At 66.2% G+C, this 17,867-nt stretch carries 13 protein-coding genes and 1 pseudogene; 13 read left to right on the top strand and 1 reads right to left on the bottom strand.

The window, feature by feature from the left end:
• Nucleotides 1-65: 65 nt before the first annotated feature.
• From QYH69_RS31640 to QYH69_RS31630, 3 genes and pseudogenes are all read left to right on the top strand, one after another.
• Nucleotides 66-986, top strand: a pseudogene (locus QYH69_RS31640) (sugar ABC transporter permease); the annotation flags it as partial.
• 488 nt (nt 987-1,474) lie between these two features.
• The gene (locus QYH69_RS31635; protein WP_308835609.1) at nt 1,475-2,878 is read left to right on the top strand and encodes an MFS transporter; all 1,404 of its coding nucleotides are present in this window, start codon (nt 1,475-1,477) and stop codon (nt 2,876-2,878) included.
• A 252-nt stretch (nt 2,879-3,130) separates the two neighbouring features.
• Entirely contained in the window at nt 3,131-5,116 is a 1,986-nt protein-coding gene (locus QYH69_RS31630) for an EAL domain-containing protein (RefSeq protein ID WP_308835608.1), read from the top strand.
• Here QYH69_RS31630 and QYH69_RS31625 read toward each other — a convergent pair.
• The gene (locus tag QYH69_RS31625) at nt 5,065-5,526 is read right to left on the bottom strand and encodes a DUF488 family protein (RefSeq protein ID WP_308835607.1); all 462 of its coding nucleotides are present in this window, start codon (nt 5,524-5,526) and stop codon (nt 5,065-5,067) included. The two genes, QYH69_RS31630 and QYH69_RS31625, sit on opposite strands and share 52 nt — an antisense overlap.
• 157 nt (nt 5,527-5,683) lie before the next feature.
• Here QYH69_RS31625 and QYH69_RS31620 point away from each other — a divergent pair, with 157 nt between their 5' ends.
• From QYH69_RS31620 to QYH69_RS31575, 10 genes are all read left to right on the top strand, one after another.
• Complete coding sequence (locus tag QYH69_RS31620) at nt 5,684-7,084, top strand: autotransporter strand-loop-strand O-heptosyltransferase (protein WP_308835606.1); 1,401 nt, start codon at nt 5,684-5,686, stop codon at nt 7,082-7,084.
• A 114-nt stretch (nt 7,085-7,198) separates the two neighbouring features.
• Entirely contained in the window at nt 7,199-8,092 is an 894-nt protein-coding gene (locus QYH69_RS31615) for a hypothetical protein (RefSeq protein ID WP_308835605.1), read from the top strand.
• Entirely contained in the window at nt 7,992-12,566 is a 4,575-nt protein-coding gene (locus tag QYH69_RS31610) for an AIDA repeat-containing protein (RefSeq protein ID WP_308835604.1), read from the top strand. Before QYH69_RS31615 ends, QYH69_RS31610 begins: the two co-directional genes overlap by 101 nt.
• A gap of 210 nt (nt 12,567-12,776) precedes the next feature.
• Nucleotides 12,777-13,364, top strand: a complete 588-nt coding sequence (locus tag QYH69_RS31605) for a chorismate mutase (protein WP_308835603.1) — start codon at nt 12,777-12,779, stop codon at nt 13,362-13,364.
• Nucleotides 13,365-13,511: 147 nt separating this feature from the next.
• Nucleotides 13,512-13,889 (top strand): DUF6697 family protein, encoded by a 378-nt coding sequence (locus tag QYH69_RS31600; protein ID WP_308835602.1) that lies wholly within the window; start codon nt 13,512-13,514, stop codon nt 13,887-13,889.
• A 189-nt stretch (nt 13,890-14,078) separates the two neighbouring features.
• On the top strand, nt 14,079-14,432 hold the full coding sequence (locus QYH69_RS31595) for a hypothetical protein (RefSeq protein ID WP_308835601.1): 354 nt from the start codon (nt 14,079-14,081) through the stop codon (nt 14,430-14,432).
• Nucleotides 14,432-15,313: a 4-hydroxy-tetrahydrodipicolinate synthase gene (locus QYH69_RS31590; RefSeq protein WP_308835600.1), complete on the top strand. Its 882-nt coding sequence runs from the start codon at nt 14,432-14,434 to the stop codon at nt 15,311-15,313. Before QYH69_RS31595 ends, QYH69_RS31590 begins: the two co-directional genes overlap by 1 nt.
• 127 nt (nt 15,314-15,440) lie before the next feature.
• Nucleotides 15,441-16,094 carry a GNAT family N-acetyltransferase gene (locus tag QYH69_RS31585; protein ID WP_308835599.1) on the top strand — a complete coding sequence of 218 codons (654 nt, stop codon included), beginning with the start codon at nt 15,441-15,443 and terminating at the stop codon, nt 16,092-16,094.
• Between the two features lie 5 nt (nt 16,095-16,099).
• Nucleotides 16,100-16,513, top strand: coding sequence for a hypothetical protein (locus QYH69_RS31580; RefSeq protein WP_308835598.1), 414 nt, complete (start codon nt 16,100-16,102; stop codon nt 16,511-16,513).
• Between the two features lie 214 nt (nt 16,514-16,727).
• Nucleotides 16,728-17,855 carry an FUSC family protein gene (locus QYH69_RS31575; RefSeq protein ID WP_374992538.1) on the top strand — a complete coding sequence of 376 codons (1,128 nt, stop codon included), beginning with the start codon at nt 16,728-16,730 and terminating at the stop codon, nt 17,853-17,855.
• Nucleotides 17,856-17,867 lie beyond the last annotated feature (12 nt).

The raw sequence follows: 17,867 nt of genomic DNA, 5'->3' as shown, positions 1-17,867 counted from the left end.
CCATGTCGTTCTGTGAGCCAAGGAGTTGGTAGAATGTTTTGTCTTCCTAAGACCGCTTGGCCTCCGACTTGCTCGGCCTGCTCGGCGGCCTCGCCGCGATTCTCGACGTCAGGTTCCACTGGCCGCTCGCGGCGACGCTGCCGGTCGTGATGCTCGCCGGCGTCGCGGTCGGTATTTTCAACGGCTGGTGGTCCACCTATCTGCGCGTGCCGTCGTTTATCGTCGGCCTCGGCGGCATGCTCGCGTATCGGGGCGTGCTGCTCGGCATCACGGGCGGCTCGACCATCGCGCCCGCGTCGGACGCGCTCGTATTCGTCGGACAAGGATATCTGCCGCGCGTCGCCGGCAATGTGCTCGCGATCGCGCTGTTCGCGCTGCTCGCCGTACTGACCGTGCGGCAGCGCAAGAGCCGCCAGCATTACAACCTGCCCGTCGTGCCGCTCTGGCAGGACGGCGTGAAGATCGTGGCGGCGGGGCTCATCGTGTTCGCGTTCGTCGCGACGCTGAACCGCTACGGCGGCATTCCGGTGCCGGTGCTCGTGCTGCTCGCGCTGCTCGGCATCTTCACGTACATCGCGACGCAGACCGTGTTCGGCCGCCGCATCTATGCGGTCGGCTCGAATCTCGAGGCGACGCGCCTGTCGGGCGTCAACACGAACCGCGTGAAGCTCGCGATCTTCGCGCTCATGGGTTTGATGTGCGCGTTCGGCGGGCTCGTCGAAACCGCGCGGCTCGCGGCGGGGTCGCCGTCGGCGGGCACGACCGGCGAACTCGATGCGATCGCCGCCTGTTTTATCGGCGGCACCTCGATGCGCGGCGGCTCGGGCACGGTGTACGGCGCGCTGATCGGTGCGCTCGTGATGGCGAGCCTCGACAACGGCATGTCGATGCTCGACGTCGACTCTTACTGGCAGATGATCGTGAAGGGCGGCATTCTCGTGCTGGCGGTGTGGGTCGACGTGATCTCGGGGTCGAACCAGCGGTAAGGCGACCGCGCGACGCACGGCCGTGGTGCGGTGCACCACGGCGCGGCACCGGTTCGCTTCGCCAGCGTGCGCGATGGCGATCGGCCGGCGCGGCGTAACGCGATTCCCGAGCGGCAAAAAGCGGCTGTTGGCAACCTGCCTGCAGCCGCTTTCATTTTTCTGACGCCCGTCGCATGGCGCGCACAGCCCCTTGCGGCAAGCGATTGCGCGCGCCGAGCCGGATCCGTCCGGCGCCGCCGGCCGGGTGCCGCGCGCCATTTCGACACGCGATGGCATACCTATTGCGTTAATCGCCGCCGAGGCCAATGGCGGCCTCGATGATTGCAGTTCGAGAGCGGTGCGCTCATGTCGAGCGGACCACCTGGGGCAACGGCGTCCCGAACCACACGTAGCGCGATCGGCGTACCGATTCGCGTCGCACACGTGCGGTTCGGGACGCTTTTCTTTTGCGCGCACACTTTTTCGTGCGCGCCCTCGCAGAGAGACCGATGAAAAATCTGTTCAGTTCGTTGGCGAGCGGTAACTGGCGCGCGCTGCTCGCGTGCTTCTTCTACTTCGATACCGGTTTCACCGTGTGGGTCATGTTCGGGCCGCTCGCGCCGTTCATTCACAAAGACATCGCGATGTCGCCGGCCGAACTGGGCTTTCTGGTCGCGGTGCCGGTGCTCGCCGCGGCGATCCTGCGCGTGACGCTCGGCAATCTGTACCAGGCGTGCAATGGCCGGCGCATCGCCCTGATGGGCGTGCTGCTGTCGGCGATTCCGTCGGTCGTCCTGCTGCTGATGCCGGGCACGCCGTCGTACACGCTGCTGCTCGTGCTCGGCGTGTTCCTCGGCGTCGGCGGCGCGAGCTTCGCGGTTGCGTTGCCGATGGCGGGCAGCAACTATCCGCCGAAGGTGCAGGGGCTCGTGCTCGGTCTCGCGGCAGCCGGCAATATCGGCGCGGTGCTCGACGGCTTCATGTTCCCCGGCCTTGCCGCGCATTTCGGCTGGACCACGGCCGCGGGCGCCGCATTGCCGCTGCTCGCGCTGGCCGCGACCGCGCTGTTTTTCTGGGCGCACGATCTCGCACCGAAATCGGGCAGCGCGTCGCGGGCGTTCGGCAGCTTTTTCATCACGCTCGCGGGTCTCGTCGCGCTCGTGCTCGCCGTGCATGCAGGCATGTTCGGGCCCGGCAAGACGGGCGTACTGCTGCTGCCGGTGCTCGGCGCGCTGCTCGCGATCTTCGTGCTGCCGCGCCATTACCGCAGCGTGCTCGTCGAAGGCGATACGTGGGTCGTGATGCTCGTCTACAGCATCACGTTCGGCGGCTTCGTCGGCATGTCTTCGTACGTCACGACGCTGCTGATCTCGCTCTACCAGATGCCGGCGCTCGAAGCGGGTCTCTTCATGTCGCTGCTCGCGTTTATCGGCGCGCTCGTGCGGCCGGTCGGCGGCCTCGTGGCCGATCGCATCTCCGGCGTGCGCGCGCTCGTGATGCTGCTTGCGGCGATCTCGGTCTGCGACTTCGTGTTCGCTGCATGGATGCCGCCGCTCGGCGCGGGCATCGCGCTGCTCGTCGCGATGTATCTGTGCTTCGGGCTCGGCAACGGCGCGACGTTCCAGCTCGTGCCGCAACGCTGGAAGGGCAAGACCGGTCTGATGTCGGGCATCGTCGGCGCGGCGGGCGGCATCGGCGGATTCTATCTGCCGGTCATCATGGGTATGACGAAGGAAAGCACGGGCAGTTACCAGATGGGGTTCGCGACGTTCGGCGGCCTGTCGGCGCTCGCGTTCGTGCTCGTCGTGCTGCACCGCTCGCGCTGGCTCGAATGGGCGCTGCCGGCCGAAGCGCGCATGGCCGCCGCCGAGCCGATTCGAGCGGCAAGCGTACCCGCGGACAGCGGCGTGTAAGACGGTCTGTCCTGCTTAAGGATTGGTATCGACCCGTATGCTTGCGATCGGAACGGGCGGCACCGTATGAAATCGCCGGCGTTTATGCGCCGGCGATTTTTTTCGCGCGTGTTTTCAGGCACATGTGCTGCCTATGATCAATACGGTTGGCTGCACATCATAAGGATTGGAGAACATTTAACGCATAGTGGCGGGAATTTTGCTGGGATTGGCGAGGCCTAAAACATTCAGCGGAAAAGCAGCGGGGCGCGCATGTCTTATTTCAAAAGGTTGTCCGGTTCGCGCATCGCACCGGCAGTTCGCCTCGAACTGCGGCGCTCCCAATATCGTGCGTTCCTGCAGCAAGTGCCTTTGCTTTACGCGGTGCTGATCGTCAATACGGTGACGGTCGCGATCACGCACTTCGGCGTCGCGCCCATTTATCTGTCGGTGTACCCACCCGCGCTGCTATGCCTGTTTTGCGTCGTGCGCGTCGCGGCGTGGTTGCGTTCGAGACACGGCAATCTCTCGGATGAAGAGCTTGCACGGCGTCTACGCACGATGGTGTGGTTGATTGCCGGAATGGGCGCGGCATTCGTCGCATGGGCGCTGTCGCTGTACGGTTACGGCGATGCCTATGCGCGCAGCCACGTCGCGTTCTACATGGCGATGACTGTGATCGGCTGCATCTTCTGTCTCATGCATATGCGCTTCGCGGCGCTGCTGCTGACCACGATCGTGATCGTGCCGTTCGTGCTGTTTTTCGCCACGACGCACCATCCGGTCCTCGTCGCGATCGCCGTCAACGTGCTGCTCGTCGCGGTTGTCATGGTGCTGATCCTGCTCATCTATTACCGCGACTTCACGAATCTCGTCGAATCGCAGATCCAGCTGCGCGCGAAGCACGCCGAAACGCAACGTTTGAGCGACGAAAACTTCCGGCTTGCGAATCTCGATGCGTTGACCGGCCTGCCGAACCGCCGGCGCTTCTTCGCGGATCTCGACCGGCATCTCGCGCCGCTGCTGGGCCACGCGCGTGCGCCGGGCAGTCTCGCGATCGGCGTGGTCGATCTCGACGGTTTCAGGCGCATCAACGATCTATACGGCCAGGCATTCGGCGACCGCGTGCTCGTCGAAACGGGCCGGCGCTTTGCCGCGCAGGTGACGCCGCAACTGAGCGTCGCGCGCATCGGCGGCGACGAGTTCGGGCTGATCGTGGTCGGTGCGACCGCTTACCGGCAGCTGCTCGATCTCGGCGACACGCTGTGCGGCGAGATCGAGCGCCCCTATGTGCTGCCCGAGGGCTCGGCGCGGCTGTCGACCTCGATCGGCTTCGCGAACTTCCCCGAGGCCGGCGAAACGACGACCCAGCTCGTCGAACGCGCGTATTACGCGTTGCATTTCGCGCAGTCGCATCGGCGCGGCGGCACGGTGATTTTCTCGCCCGAGCACGAAACGCAGATCCGCCATCTGAGCAAAATCGAGGACTGCCTGCGGCGCGCGGACTACGAACGCGAAATCTCGCTGCATTTCCAGCCGATCTTCGATACGGCTTTGCGTGAAATCATGGCGTTCGAAGCGCTCGCGCGCTGGACGAGCCCCGAACTCGGCGTGGTTGCGCCGTCGGTGTTCATCCCGGTGGCCGAGCGTTGCGACCTGATTCACGCGCTAACCGAAGTGTTGCTGCGCAAGGCGCTCGAAGCCGCGCGCAACTGGCCCGAGGTCGTGCGCATCTCGTTCAACCTGTCGGCGCGCGATCTGACCGCGCCCGGTGCGCTCGATCATGTGATCCGCACGACGCTCGCAAGCGGTGTCGCACCGCATCGAATCGACTTCGAAATTACCGAGACCGCGTTGATCCAGGATTTCGACCAGGCGCGCACGGCGCTCGATGCGCTGAAAGAACTGGGCGCGCGCATTTCGCTCGACGACTTCGGCACCGGCTTTTCGAGCCTCAATAGCGTGCACCGCCTGCCGATCGACAAGCTGAAGGTGGACGGCAGCTTCGTCGCCGGTATCGATCGCGAGCCGACGGCGCGCGCGATCGTAAAGAGCATCGTGGACCTTTGCCAGAACCTCGGCATGACCTGCGTGATCGAAGGCGTCGAGACGCAGGCGCAGGCCGACGCGCTACGCGAACTGGGCGCGACCGTGATGCAGGGGCACCTGTTCGGCAAGCCGGTTCCGGCGAATCAGGTGCTCGACACCTATGTCAGGGAACCGATGCCGCGGTTCTCGCGCACGAGCCCGTCGCGCTGAGACGCCCGCTTCGGCGCACTGGCCTGTTTCACCGCGGCCCCGCGGTCCTCGAGCAACTGACGCAGGATGCTGCGATGGCAGCGGTTCTCGTCGTCGCAGTAGCAGCCGACTGAAAAGTCGGCTGTTTTCGATAATGCAGCGAGTGTGTCGAGCACCTTCGGCGCGTCGCCGTTATTCATCTGTGCGCGGAATTTGCGCGCGAACGCGGACCATTCACGGTCGGTTTTCGCGGCGAGTGCCTCGCTTACGAGCTCCGGTGTCGGCGACAGGATCGGCAGCCATACGTCGTAGTAGTTGCGCGTGCCGAACTCGCTTTTCGGCACGCCGCGCGGCGGCCGCCGCACGGTGCCGATGCGAAGCCCTTCGCCGGCCGCGCGCGGCGTACCCAGTTGGACGATGCTCACACTCATCGGCGCTCCTCGATCGCGGCCGAAGGCCCGCGTGCTTTCCGGTTGCGGGTCATATCGGCCGATGGTTAAATAACCGGCTTTTTTCGCACAACGGCGACCGGAAAACGCCCATTACAAATACAAGGCAAATCCGTGTCGTTCATCATTCGGATCGATTATGTCTCAAGCAGACGCGCAGTCGCGCGCGGCGGTGGGGTCCGCCGACGGCGCGGCCGTGGGGGAAGTGCCGGCCGGCGCGAGCGCCGCGAGTGCCTTCAGTGCTACTAGTGCCGTAAATGCCGCTAGTGCCGCTAGTGCCGCTAATGCGGCCAGCGGCGATAGAGCCGATAGCGCTGTATCGGCCAATGACGCCGCAAAAGGCGAAGGCGCACAGCCGATTCAAAGCCCGCCGTCCGTGCCGACACAGGAAGGCCCCGCCGGCATCCGCTTCGACTTCAACGACGGCTGCCGCGTCACGTTGCCGCCCGGCGACGCCGAATGGCGCGTGCTGTTGCGCGACACGGCTACGGCGAACCCGCTGTTCGAAACGCAGTTGCTGGCCGGCCTGGTCGCGAGCAGCAAGAAATATTTCGTGCCGTTCGAAATCGAAGTCTCGTCGCAAGGCAAACAGGTGTTCCGCCATCGCCTCGACCTGACGGGCCGCAACGTGCTCGTGCATCTGCCGGTCGGCACGCTTGGCGACACGCTCGGCTGGTTTCCGTATGTTGCGAAATTCGAAGCGCAGCATCGCTGCCGTCTGACCTGCGTGATGGCCGACGCGCTGATCCCGCTTTTCAGGGACGCGTACCCGTCGATCGCATTCGCGACGCCCGAAGCGATCGACCCGAACGATTTCTATGCGACCTACAACATCGGTCTTTTCTTTACCGACGACGCGAACGTGCGGCAGCCATGCGACTTCCGCCTCGTCGGCCTGCACCGCACGGCTGCCTACATCCTCGGCGTCGATCCGCAGGAAGAGCGCCCGCGCATCGTCCTGCCCGACGACAGCCGGCCGATTGCCGAAAAATACGTCTGCATCGCCGCGCAAAGCACGACGCAGTGCAAGTACTGGAACAACCCGAATGGCTGGCGCGAAATTGTCGCCTTTCTGAAACAGCACGGTTACCGCGTAATCTGCATCGATCAGAAGGCGACACATGGCAGCGGTGTCGTGTGGAATCACATACCGTACGGTTCCGAGGATTTCACGGGCGACCGGCCGCTCGCCGAGCGCGCGCGCTGGCTCAGGCATGCCGACTTCTTCGTCGGCTTGAGCAGCGGTCTGTCGTGGCTCGCGTGGACGATGCACACACCGGTCGTGCTGATCAGCGGCTTTACGCATCCGACCAACGAGTTCGCAACGCCATATCGCGTGATCAACTACCACACATGCAATAGCTGCTGGAACGACGTGCGCGTGCAGTTCGATCACCACGATTTCCTGTGGTGTCCGCGCCATGCGAATACGCCGCGCCAGTTCGAATGCACGCGGCTCATTACGGCGGAGCAGGTGATCAATACGATCCGGCGCATTCCGGGGTTCGGCGAGCAGCCGGCGGCCGTGGCGGCCGATTGAAGCAGCGGGAACGCGACGAAGCAGGAACACGAAGCAGCAGGAACACGAAGAAGCAGACGAACAGCCACACGAAGAAGCACAAGAAAAGCAGCAAGGAATTCGGGGAAAAAAAGCATGAAGCCATTCACCTGGCGCCGCGTGCACGCCGGGCGTGCGTTCGGCCGGCGCTATCGCCGGTGCTCGCGCCTGCTCGGCATGCTGCTCGCGGCGCTGACCGTGCAGCCGTGGTTTGCGCCTGGTGCGTTCGCGCAGTCGACGGTGGCCGCGGGCGACACCGAGACCGGCGCGACGATCGGCGCCAACGAAGACGTGCTCGGCACGACTATTGGCGACAGCGTCACCGCGGGCGGTGTGCAGAACGTGCGGTCGGGTGGCGTGGCGAGCAGTACGAGCGTCGGCACGGGCGGTGAGCAAGCCATTTTTGCGGGCGGTGTCGCACAGAGCACGAGCGTCGGCATCGGCGGCTTGCTCGTCGTGTCGTCCGGTGGCGCGGCGCGCGGCGCGACGGTCGACAGCACCGGCGCGGTGTCGGTCGCGGCGGGCGGCGTCGCGAGCGGGACCACGGTCAGCGGCGGCGGGCGGATCGATATATCGGCCGGCGGCAGCGCGACGCGCACGACGGTGCTGTCCGGCGGCGTCGATTCGGTCGCCGGAACCGATATTTCGGCAACGTTGTCGAGCGGCGCATCGCAGACCGTGTCGTCGGGCGGCACGGCGAGCGCGACGACGCTGCTCGGCGGCGCGCAGAGCTTTATCGATAGCGGCGGGTCCGCGGTCGGCGCGAATGTCGACGGCGGCACGTTGAACGTTTCGGCCGGCGCCAATGCGACGCGTACGACGCTTGGCGCAGGCGGCATCGATAATGTCGCCGGCACGGATCTGTCGGCGCGTCGGCGCAGGCGGCACGTTGAACGTCTCGTCGGGCGGTGTGGCGAGCGCAAGCACGATCAATGGCGGCAGGGAGAACGTCGCCGCCGGTGGTTCGGCAATCGGCGCGGTTCTCAATAACGCCGGCACGCTGACCGTTTCTGCCGGCGGCAGCGCGACGCGCACGACGATCGACGCCGGCAGCATCGAAAATCTCGCAGGTACGGACACGTCGGCGGCCGTCGGCGCGGGCGGCACGCTGAACGTCTCGTCGGGCGGCGTCGCGAGCGCGACGACGGTCGGCAATGGCGGGCAGGAAAACATCGGCAGCGCCGGCTCGGCGGTCGGGGCGATCGTCAGCGGCGGCACCCTGGCGGTATCCGCGGGCGGCGCGTCGCTGTCGGCCACGCTGTCGGCGGGCGGCACCGCGAACGTGCAGGGCACCGACACTTCCGCGCACATCGGCAACGGCGGCACGCAGAACGTATTGAACGGCGGCATGGCGACGAGCGCGACCGTGAGCGCCGGTGGCCGGCAGACCGTGTCGGCCGGCGGTTCGGCGACCGGTACGACGGTGCTTTCCGGCGGCACGATCGCGGTGTCCGCGGGCGCGACCGCCACGGGGGTGACACAGTCGAGCGGCGCAGCGCTGATCACCGACACCTCGGCGAGCGTCAGCGGCACGAATGCCAGTGGCACCTTTGCGATTTCAGGCGGCACCGCAAACAACGTGCTGCTGGAAAACGGCGGCACGTTGACCGTGCTGTCCGGCACGAGCGCCTCCAGTACGCACATCGTCAATCAAGGTTCCGCGGTCGTGATGGCGGGCGGCTCGGCCAGTTCGACGACGGTCGGCAACGGCGGCACGCTTGCGGTGTCGGCGGGCGGCATCGCGACGAACGTGACGCAACAGGCGGGCGCGGCGCTGATCACGAATACGTCCGCGACCATCGACGGCACCAACGCCGCGAACGGCACGACGAACCCGTTCTCGATCGCCAGCGGCGTTGCGCAGGGCGTGTATCTCGAAGCCGGCGGTTCGCTCGATGTGCTGAGCGCAACGAGCGCAAGCGGCACGCAGCTCGGCACGCGCGGCAGCGCGACGATCGAGAACGGGGCGAGCGCGAACAGCACGACGGTCAGCAACGGCGGGCAATTGCTCGTATCGTCGGGCGCCGCCGCGACCATCACGACGGTGAACAACGGCGGCCGTCTGATCGTATCCGGCGGCGGCAGCGCAACGAACGTCACGCAAAACGCCGGCGCTGCGCTGATCACCGACACGTCGGCGACCGTGAACGGCACGAACGCGAGCGGTTCGTTCACGATCTCCAATGGCGTGGCGTCGGACGTCATCGTCGAGAACGGCGGTCAGCTGACGGTGCTCGATGGCGATTCGGCGATCTCCGCCACGGCCGGCAGCGGCGGCCGGCTGATCGTCGCGGCGGGCGGCACGACGTCCAGCGCGGTTGTCGACAGCGGCGGCATACAGACCGTGCTGACGGGCGGCAGCGCATCGGAGACCACGGTGTCGGGAGGCGGCACGCTCGCCGTGTCAGCCGGTGCGAGCGCAACGGATGTGCTGCAGCTCGCGGGCGCTGCGTTGGTTACCAACACGTCGGCCACGGTCACCGGGACGAATTCGAGCAATGCGTTCGTGATCTCCGCTGGCGACGCGGAAAACGTGCTTGTCGAAAACGGCGGCCAGTTGACCGTGCTCGCGGGCGATAGCGCGAACAGCACGTCGGTCGGCAGCGGCGGCACGGTATTCATCTCCGCGAGCGGCACGGCGAACGGCACGACCGTCCATTCAGGCGGCGTGCAGAATGTACTGAGCGGCGGCACGGCGAGCGGCTCGATCGTCGACGGCGGTTCCGAAGTCGTATCGCGTGGCGGCACGACGGTCGGAACGCAAGTCGCGAGCGGCGGCTCGCAGACCGTGTCAGGTACGGCAAGCGGCACGACGGTGTCGGCGGGCGGCAGCGTCGCAGTCGGCTCCGGCGGCGTGACGAGCGGCACGCAGGCCGGCAGCGGCGGTGTCGAAATCGTCTCTTCGGGTGGTTCGTCGCAGAACGCGCAAGTCACGTCCGGCGGCCAGCAGAACGTAGCGGGCGGCAGCGCGAGCGGCGCGCACGTGAGCAGCGGTGGCGCTCAGGCCGTAGCGTCGGGCGGTGTCGCGAACAGCACGCAGGTGGACAGCGGCGGCACCGAGACCGTCTCGTCGGGCGGCAAGACGAGCGGCACGCAGCTGAGCGGCGGCACGCAGCTCGTGTCGGCCGGCGGCACGGCAAGCAGCACCTCGGTCGGCAGCGGCGGCTCGAGCATCGTCGCCTCGGGCGGCATGGCAAGCGGCACCATCGTCACGAGCGGCGGCACGTCGATCGTCGCCGGCGGCACCGCGAGCGGCACGGTGCTCGGCAGCGGCGGCAGCGAAGTCGTGTCGGCGGGCGGGAAGACCGTGGGCACGTCGGTCGGCAGCGGTGCGCAGCAGACGATTGCGAGCGGCGGTACGACAAGCGGCACGGCAATCGCGTCGGGCGGGTCGCAAACCGTCGGCGCCGGCGGCGCCGCCTCGGGAACGTCGGTCGCCGCGGGCGGCTCGCAAACGGTCGGTTCGGGCGGCGTCGCGTCGGGCACGATGGTCTCGTCGGGCGGCTCGCAAACGGTCGGTTCGGGCGGTGTCGCGTCGGGCACGATGGTCGCCTCCGGCGGCACGCAAACGGTCGGCGCGGGCGGCGTCACGTCCGGCACGATGGTCTCGTCGGGCGGCACGCAGGACGTGCAATCGGGCGGCACGGCCAACGGTTCGGTCGTCGCAAGCGGCGGCTTGCAGATCGTCTCGAGCGGCGCGTCCGTGAGCGGCACGCAGGTGCTCTCCGGCGGCACGCAAAATCTGTTCGGATCGCTGACGAATCCGGTCGTGTCGTCGGGCGGCATTCTGACGATCGGACAGGGCACAGCGGCGGGCGATCTGGTCGGCAACACGGTCAACGACGGTCTGCTCGTGTTCAACCGGCCCGATGCGATCATCTATGCCGGAAACGTCACGGGCGCGGGGCGAATCGTGCAGCAAGGCACGGGCTCCGTCGTGCTGAACGGCGACAGTCATCTGTTCTCCGGCGTGACGGAAGTGATGTCGGGCGCGCTCGCGGTCGGCGATATCGATAATCTGGGCGCGCAACTCGGCGGCGATGTCATCGTCGATGCGCCGGGTACGCTGCGCGGTCACGGCTCGATTACCGGCAACGTGGTCAATAACGGCGTCGTGATGCCGGGCGGCTCGATCGGCACATTGACCGTGGGCGGCAACTATTCGCAGGCGAGCAACGCGTCGCTTGCGATCGAAGTGAGCCCGACGTCCGGCTCGCAATTGCATGTGGGCGGCACCGCGGCGCTCAACGGCGGGCTGCAGGTTCTGTACGACCCCGGCACGTACCAGCCGAAGCGTTATGCAATCGTCACGGCCGGCGCAGGCGTGAACGGAACCTTTTCCAGCGTGTCGAGCACGGTCGCGGCGGGCGCGCAACTCGGTGCGCTGCAGCAGTCGGTGCAATACGGCGCGAACGAAGTCGATCTCGTGCTGGCCGGCGATGCGCAGCAGCCACCCGGCGGCGATCCGCCTGCCGACGGCGGCGCGCCCGGCGGCGGGTCGGCGGGCGGCGGCACGACAGTCGTCGCGCCGATCGACACAAGCATCTTCACCGCGCTCGGCACCAACCTCGCGTTGTCGGCGCAGATGGCGAACGCCGCGCTGCTCGAGCGCTTGCCGCTTGCCGGCGCGGCGATGTCGCAATCGTCGCGTTCGTCGGTATGGATCGACGCGACCGGTTCGCAAACCAGCGTGCACGGCACGCGTGGCCAGCCCGGCTTCGAGGCGCGCAATTATGGCTTTATCGCGGGCCTCGATCATCAGGTGGGCGCGTATACGGTCGGCTTCTCGGGCAGCTACAACCACAGCGACATCAGCGAAGACAGCACCGGCGATTCTGGTACGACCGATACGGTGCGCGCGGCGTTCTACGGCGGCCGTACGATCGGGCCCGTCGATGTGTCCGGCGTGGTCGGCGCGGGTGTCGATTTTCTGTCGCAGAAGCGGCCGTTCGGTCCGCTCGGCACCGCCGAGGGCGATCACATCGGGCAGGAAGCCACAGCGGCTGCGCAGGCAGCGATGCCGCTTTCGATCGGCAGCGTGACGCTCACGCCGCGCATCGGTATGCGCTTTTCGTATCTGCATGCAAACGGCTTTAGCGAGAGCGGCGCGAATGGCCAGGATCTGAACGTCGGCACGGACAACGTGCGCAGTTTGCAGCCGTATGTGCAACTCACTTTTGACCGAAGTTTTGGTAACCAGTTAAAGCCGGTTAATCTGGAGTTGCGGGTCGGCTACGCACGCGAACTGCTCGGCACGGGACGCGTCGTCACGGTCGGTGCGCAGGACGGCACGCTGTTCGCGGCACCGGGCACGAACCTGCCGCACGACCAGTTGACCACGGGCGTCAGCGTCGGCATGCAGCCGACCAAAGCGTTGACCGTGTCGGTCGGTTACGACGCATTGATCGCGACGAGCCATGCATCGGCGCAGGCGGCAACGCTGAAGCTTGACTACCGGTTCTGACAGCTGATCTTGCGCTGCGCGGTCTGAACGTAGGGTGGACAAACTTGTCGAAGATGCGCCGCGCTCGAGGCGTTGCGCGCAGGCTCGATGAAAGTTCGATGCTGTGGAATAAGGCCTGTGCGACAGACGTTATTGGGGCTCCGGGCGCAGCCCGCGCCTTCGCGGGCCGTTGTGCCGGCGCCCGCATCCATCTGCATAAGGATCCGACCGATGCTGAAGTTCAGTTTTCATAAATCGCGTTTTCTGGTTACTCCGCTCGCCGCTGTTCTGCTGTTTGCCGCGCCGCCGTCCGAAAGCGCGCCCGCGAACAACCAGCCGTTTCTGCCGTTGCTCGAAATGACCGTTGCGCGCCTCCATATCGCGCGGCAGGTCGCACTGTCGAAGTGGGACTCGCATAAGCCCGTCGAAGACCTGCCGCGCGAGGCGGACGTGATCAAGGCCGCCGCCGAAGAGGCGCGCGCGCTCGGTGTGCCGACGCAGCTCGCCACGCATTTCTTCGCTGACCAGATCGAAGCCAATAAACTCGTGCAATACGGGTTACTCGCGCAATGGCACCGCGCCGGACAGGCGCCCGACGAAAAGCGCGTGGATCTGAAGAAGGACATTCGTCCGGAGCTGGACCGTTTGCAGCAAGGCTTTATCCAGGCGCTCGCCGATACGAAGACCTTGCGTGCACAGGCCGATTGCAGCACGCAACTGGCGCGCGCCACGCAGGACTACGTTACGGGTCATGCACTGGATCCGCTGTATGCGGTAGCGATGGACCGGGCGCTTGCGCGCGTGTGCGAACAGGACTGACGCAGCGATAGGCGAACACGCGACGAAAAAATACGCGTCCTTTATCGCGCCTCGCGCCGAATTGACAAGTGTTTTAGGCGGATTTCGCTATTGTCCTGGTCTCTGCGCTGAAGCGGTTTCGCTTCGAGCGGATCTCTGGAGGCCTTTATGGACGAATTCGAAATCGGCAAGGAATATTCTCGCGAATATATTCACACCGTGTGCGGCGGCAGCAAGCAGGCCTTTCTGCCGACCCGACGCGGCAAAGTGGTGGCTGCGTGTCTGCGCATGGATTTGAATCCGCAGGCGCCTGACGTGGTTCTTTGCAACAGCGGGGCGGCCGCGCGTGCCGCCGGCCGCACGCTCGCCAAACAGACAAACCCGATCCCCGTGTTTATCCGCTCGGAAACCGATCGTTTCCGTTATGTCGGCCAGTATGCGACCGACCAGTCGCTGACGGCGCCGCTCGAATGTGCGCCTTACGCGCGCAACAGCAGCTTCACGACAGGTCAGATTTCGCGTGTCATCAAGTTGAAACGGTGCTAAGAGGCGCTAGAGAGGCATGCGCCGGCAGGTATGGGCAAAGGGCGCTTGCATTGCCGGCAGCCGCAGGGAAATTGTCAGTGCGTGCACTGCATTTTTTCGCGCGGCTGCCGCTTTTTTGCACCGCATTTATACCCGCGCGACTAATCTCGTCACTGTCTCGACCAACCACTGCGGGATTGACCGCTCATCATGGCTCTCTCTCAACCGTCCGAAGTCCCCGATTGCGTACGCTCGCTTTCACGCGCTGTAAAGCCTGCTCAGCGCAGCAACAACGTCATCCCTTTTCCGCTGTCACGCGTGCTTCTGCCCGTTACGCTGATCGGGCAATCCGAAAGCGAGGCGCGCCTGCAACTCAGATCGCTGCTGCACTCGCCGCTCGGCGTTTACGTCGCCGGCACGGAAGTCGTCCGTGACGGCGTGCGCGTACTCTTCTCGATCGCCCCCGAAGACCTCGCTTTCACGATGCATACGCTGATCGCGTCGGTGCCCGAGGCGCTGATCGGCTCACTCGAACGTATCGGCTCCCTGAAAGAGGCGCACTGATGGTCTCCGGTATCTGGCTGCCGATCGTCACGCCGTTTCGCAACGGCGATGTCGATATCGAAGGCTTGCAGCGTCTTGCCGACTATTACCTGCGCACCGGGATCAGCGGCTTTGTCGCGCTCGGCACGACCGGCGAGGCGGCCCTGCTGTCCGAAAGCGAACGCGTGACCGTGCTGCAGGCGCTGCTCGACGTGGTCGGCGACCGCCTGCCGGTGCTCGTCGGCGCGGGCGGCTTCGATACGCGCGAGGTGGTGCGCGAGATCGGCCGCTACGAGCGCTGGAATTGCGCCGGTTATCTCGTATCGGCGCCTGCCTACGTGTGCCCCGATCAGGCCGGCGTGCAATGGCACTTCGAACAGGTTGCGTGCGCAACCGAACGCCCGGTCGTGCTGTACGACGTGCCGCATCGCACGGGCGTCGCGATCGCGACGCAAACCGTCGTCCGGCTGCTCGAGTTCGACAACGTCGTCGCGATCAAGGAGTGCGCGAAGGATCAGTTCGCCGCGCTGCGCGGTCTGCCGGTCAACGTGCTGTGCGGCACGGACGACGCGTTTGTCGAATGCCTCGACGCGGGCGGCGCGGGCGGCATCCTCGCGAGCGCGCATGTTTGCGCGGACCTGCTCGTCGAGGTGGGCGAACTGCACTGCGACGGCCGCGGCGACCACGCAAAGCGGCTATTCGACAATCTCGCGCCGTTGCTGCGCCTGCTCTTCGCGGCGCCCAATCCCGCCGCGATCAAGGCGATGCTCGCGTTCGACCATCCGCTCACGGACGAAACGCGTATGCCGCTCACGCGCGCGTCGGCGCAACTGGTCGAGCGGCTTGCGCAGGCCCGCACCGCGCTGCAGGATCTGCGCGCCGAACTGGCGGGCGCGCATTAATGCCGGGATCAGGCGAGCGCGCGCGGTGCGCGGCAGCACCGCACACCGACCGCTACGCGTCCCGTCGATCAACCGATGTTCCAATGAAGTCAGGACTTCGAGCAACGAGCGAAGTCTGGAGGTATTCATGCACAAGCAACGCGTAGCGGCTGAAAATCAGACAGAACAGGCTTCCCGCATCGCAACCGTTCAGCGTGGCAGCGGCGCCGGGAGCGTCGTGCTGCGCCGCTTCGACCCGTCGCGCGACTCGTACGGGCAACTGACTGCGATGCTGCATCGCGCGTTCGCGCGGCTCGGCATGATGGGCCTGAACTGCCTGTGCGTCGCCCAGACGCCGTCGGCGACGAAGCAGCGCGCGCGAGCCGGCGATTGCTTCGTCGCGGTCTGCGGCGGCCAGGCGGTCGGCACGATGACGCTGTATGCGCGCGACGCGGAGTCGACCTGCGAGCACTATCGCGTCGAGCATGTCGCGACGCTGCGCCAGTTTGGCGTCGAGCCGGCATGGCAAAGCCGCGGCATCGGCAAGTCGCTGATCGCGTTTGCCGAACACTGGGCCGCGATCCGCGGCTATGCGCAGCTCGCGCTCGATACGCCCTATCCGGCCGCGCATCTGCTCGAGTTCTACCGCAGTCAGGGCTTTCGCATCATCGACGTGATGCGCTTTGCCGATCGCGATTACGACAGCGCGATTCTGAGCAAGCCGCCGGTCGCCGCGCGCACGCTCGCGAACTGGTCGCGCCGCCTCGAACTGCCTTGCCCGACTTTTCCGCGTGCCGCATGAATCGCATGAATCGAACCGGTAGCGCCGGTGCGCTGATCGTGTACGCGCGGCCATTGATGATGCTGCGCGGCATGTGCAAGGTGATTGCGATCGCGTTCGCGGTCAATCAGGTGCTGACGACCGCTTTTACGTACGTCGCGCAGCAGCTCGACAGTTCGTTGCCGCACGAGGTCGTGTGGCTTTTCAGCTGCATGACCTGCGGTCTGCTCACGCTGTGGCTGCAGGCCGATGCACGCCGCGCGTTCGGATGCGCGCGCAAGCAGGGCTATGTGAAGATCGACGAGGCCATTCGCAACGGCAACGAGCGTGCGCTGCGCATCGCCGCCGATTGCCCGAAGCGCTGGCTCGTGATTCTGCATATCGAACTGAATCCGGCCACGTTCGCGATGCAGTCCGGCCATCCGCCGCGGCAAGGTTGATCGTCGAGACCGGCCGGCACCGCTTCGGCCGCAGCTGGCGGCAGCGCATCGCTTGCGGTGCTTCCCGCCATTGCCGTGCGGTGTGCAAAGCGTCTATAAAGACACTGTGTCGATTACGGGCAGTGTCGATGTCATGGACGATCGCGAGCAGGTCGATGCAATGCAACCGCGGCCCGACGACAGCGCGCAGGCCGGGCTCCCCCATGCCCGCCGCATGCCTCGCGGCGCCGCCGGCGCCGCGCTTCGGGCCTTTACGCGGCGTTTCCTCGCGCAACCCTTGCATGCGCTCGAGGCGTGGTTCGAGCGCGTCGACCCGGGCACGCATCGCCGCGTAAAAGGGCTGCGCCTCGTTACCGCGTACGGCATCGCCGCCGCACTCGGCGCATTGCACGACGTCACGCGCGAAGTACAGCAGAGCGCGATGTTGACGACGCTCGCCGCGAGCATCGCGCTCTGGGCAAGCGTGTTCGAAGCGAGGACCACGCGCGCCGAATCGAGCCGCGATCTCGCGCTGCTGTGCATCGCGGCCGGCATCGGCGCTGCGCTCTATGCCGCGCTGCTCCCGTCCTTGACCGGCGCGGGTCGGGCCGGGCCCGAAATCGTGCTCGTCAGCGGCGCGTTCTGCGTCGGCTATATGAAGCGCTTCGGCGTGCTCGGCGCGGGCCTTGGTGCGCAGATCTATATCGGCCAGCTCTATGCATCGGCGATGACGCTCGGGCCGCCCGATGTGCCGGCGATCGCCGTGGCAGTGCTGATCGCGATGCTCGGCTCGATCGTGCCGCGTCTGTTGAGCGGGCCGGCCGAGCATCCGGCGCTGCTCGCGGCTTTTACCGCCGTGCCGCCGGCGCCGCCGGGATTTGCACGGCGCTGGCCGCCCGAATTCGTGATGGGGCTGCAGGCGGCGACGGGCGCGCTGATCGTCGTCGCGCTGAATCAGCTGATCGGGCTCGAGGAATCGGAGTGGGCGATTACGGGCTGCACGTTTGTCGTGGCCGCGTCGGCGACGGCCACCGTGCTGCGTACGCGACAGCGCATCGTCGGCACGATGGTCGGCGTGCCGCTCGGCATCGTGTGCCTGCCGCTTGCCGAGCATGCGCCGCTCGTGGTCTGGGCGCTTGCGGCGCTCGCGATGATCGTCTACGCGATGAGCCTGCCCGAGCGCTACGACGTCGCATGCGGCGCCTTCGCATTCATTCTCATGATCACGCTGGCCGCGGATGGGGTTCACTCGGTACCGTATCTGTTGGCGCGCTTGTGGGAGACCGTGATCGGCGGCGTGATCGGTGTGCTGGCCGCGCTGCTCATTTTTCCGTTGCGAGCGAATCGCGAAGAGGAAAAGTAGAGCATTGAGCGC

This window comes from Paraburkholderia sp. SARCC-3016 (genome assembly GCF_031119615.1).
Lineage (GTDB): Bacteria > Pseudomonadota > Gammaproteobacteria > Burkholderiales > Burkholderiaceae > Paraburkholderia.
This window is presented reverse-complemented; position numbering and strand designations above follow the sequence as displayed.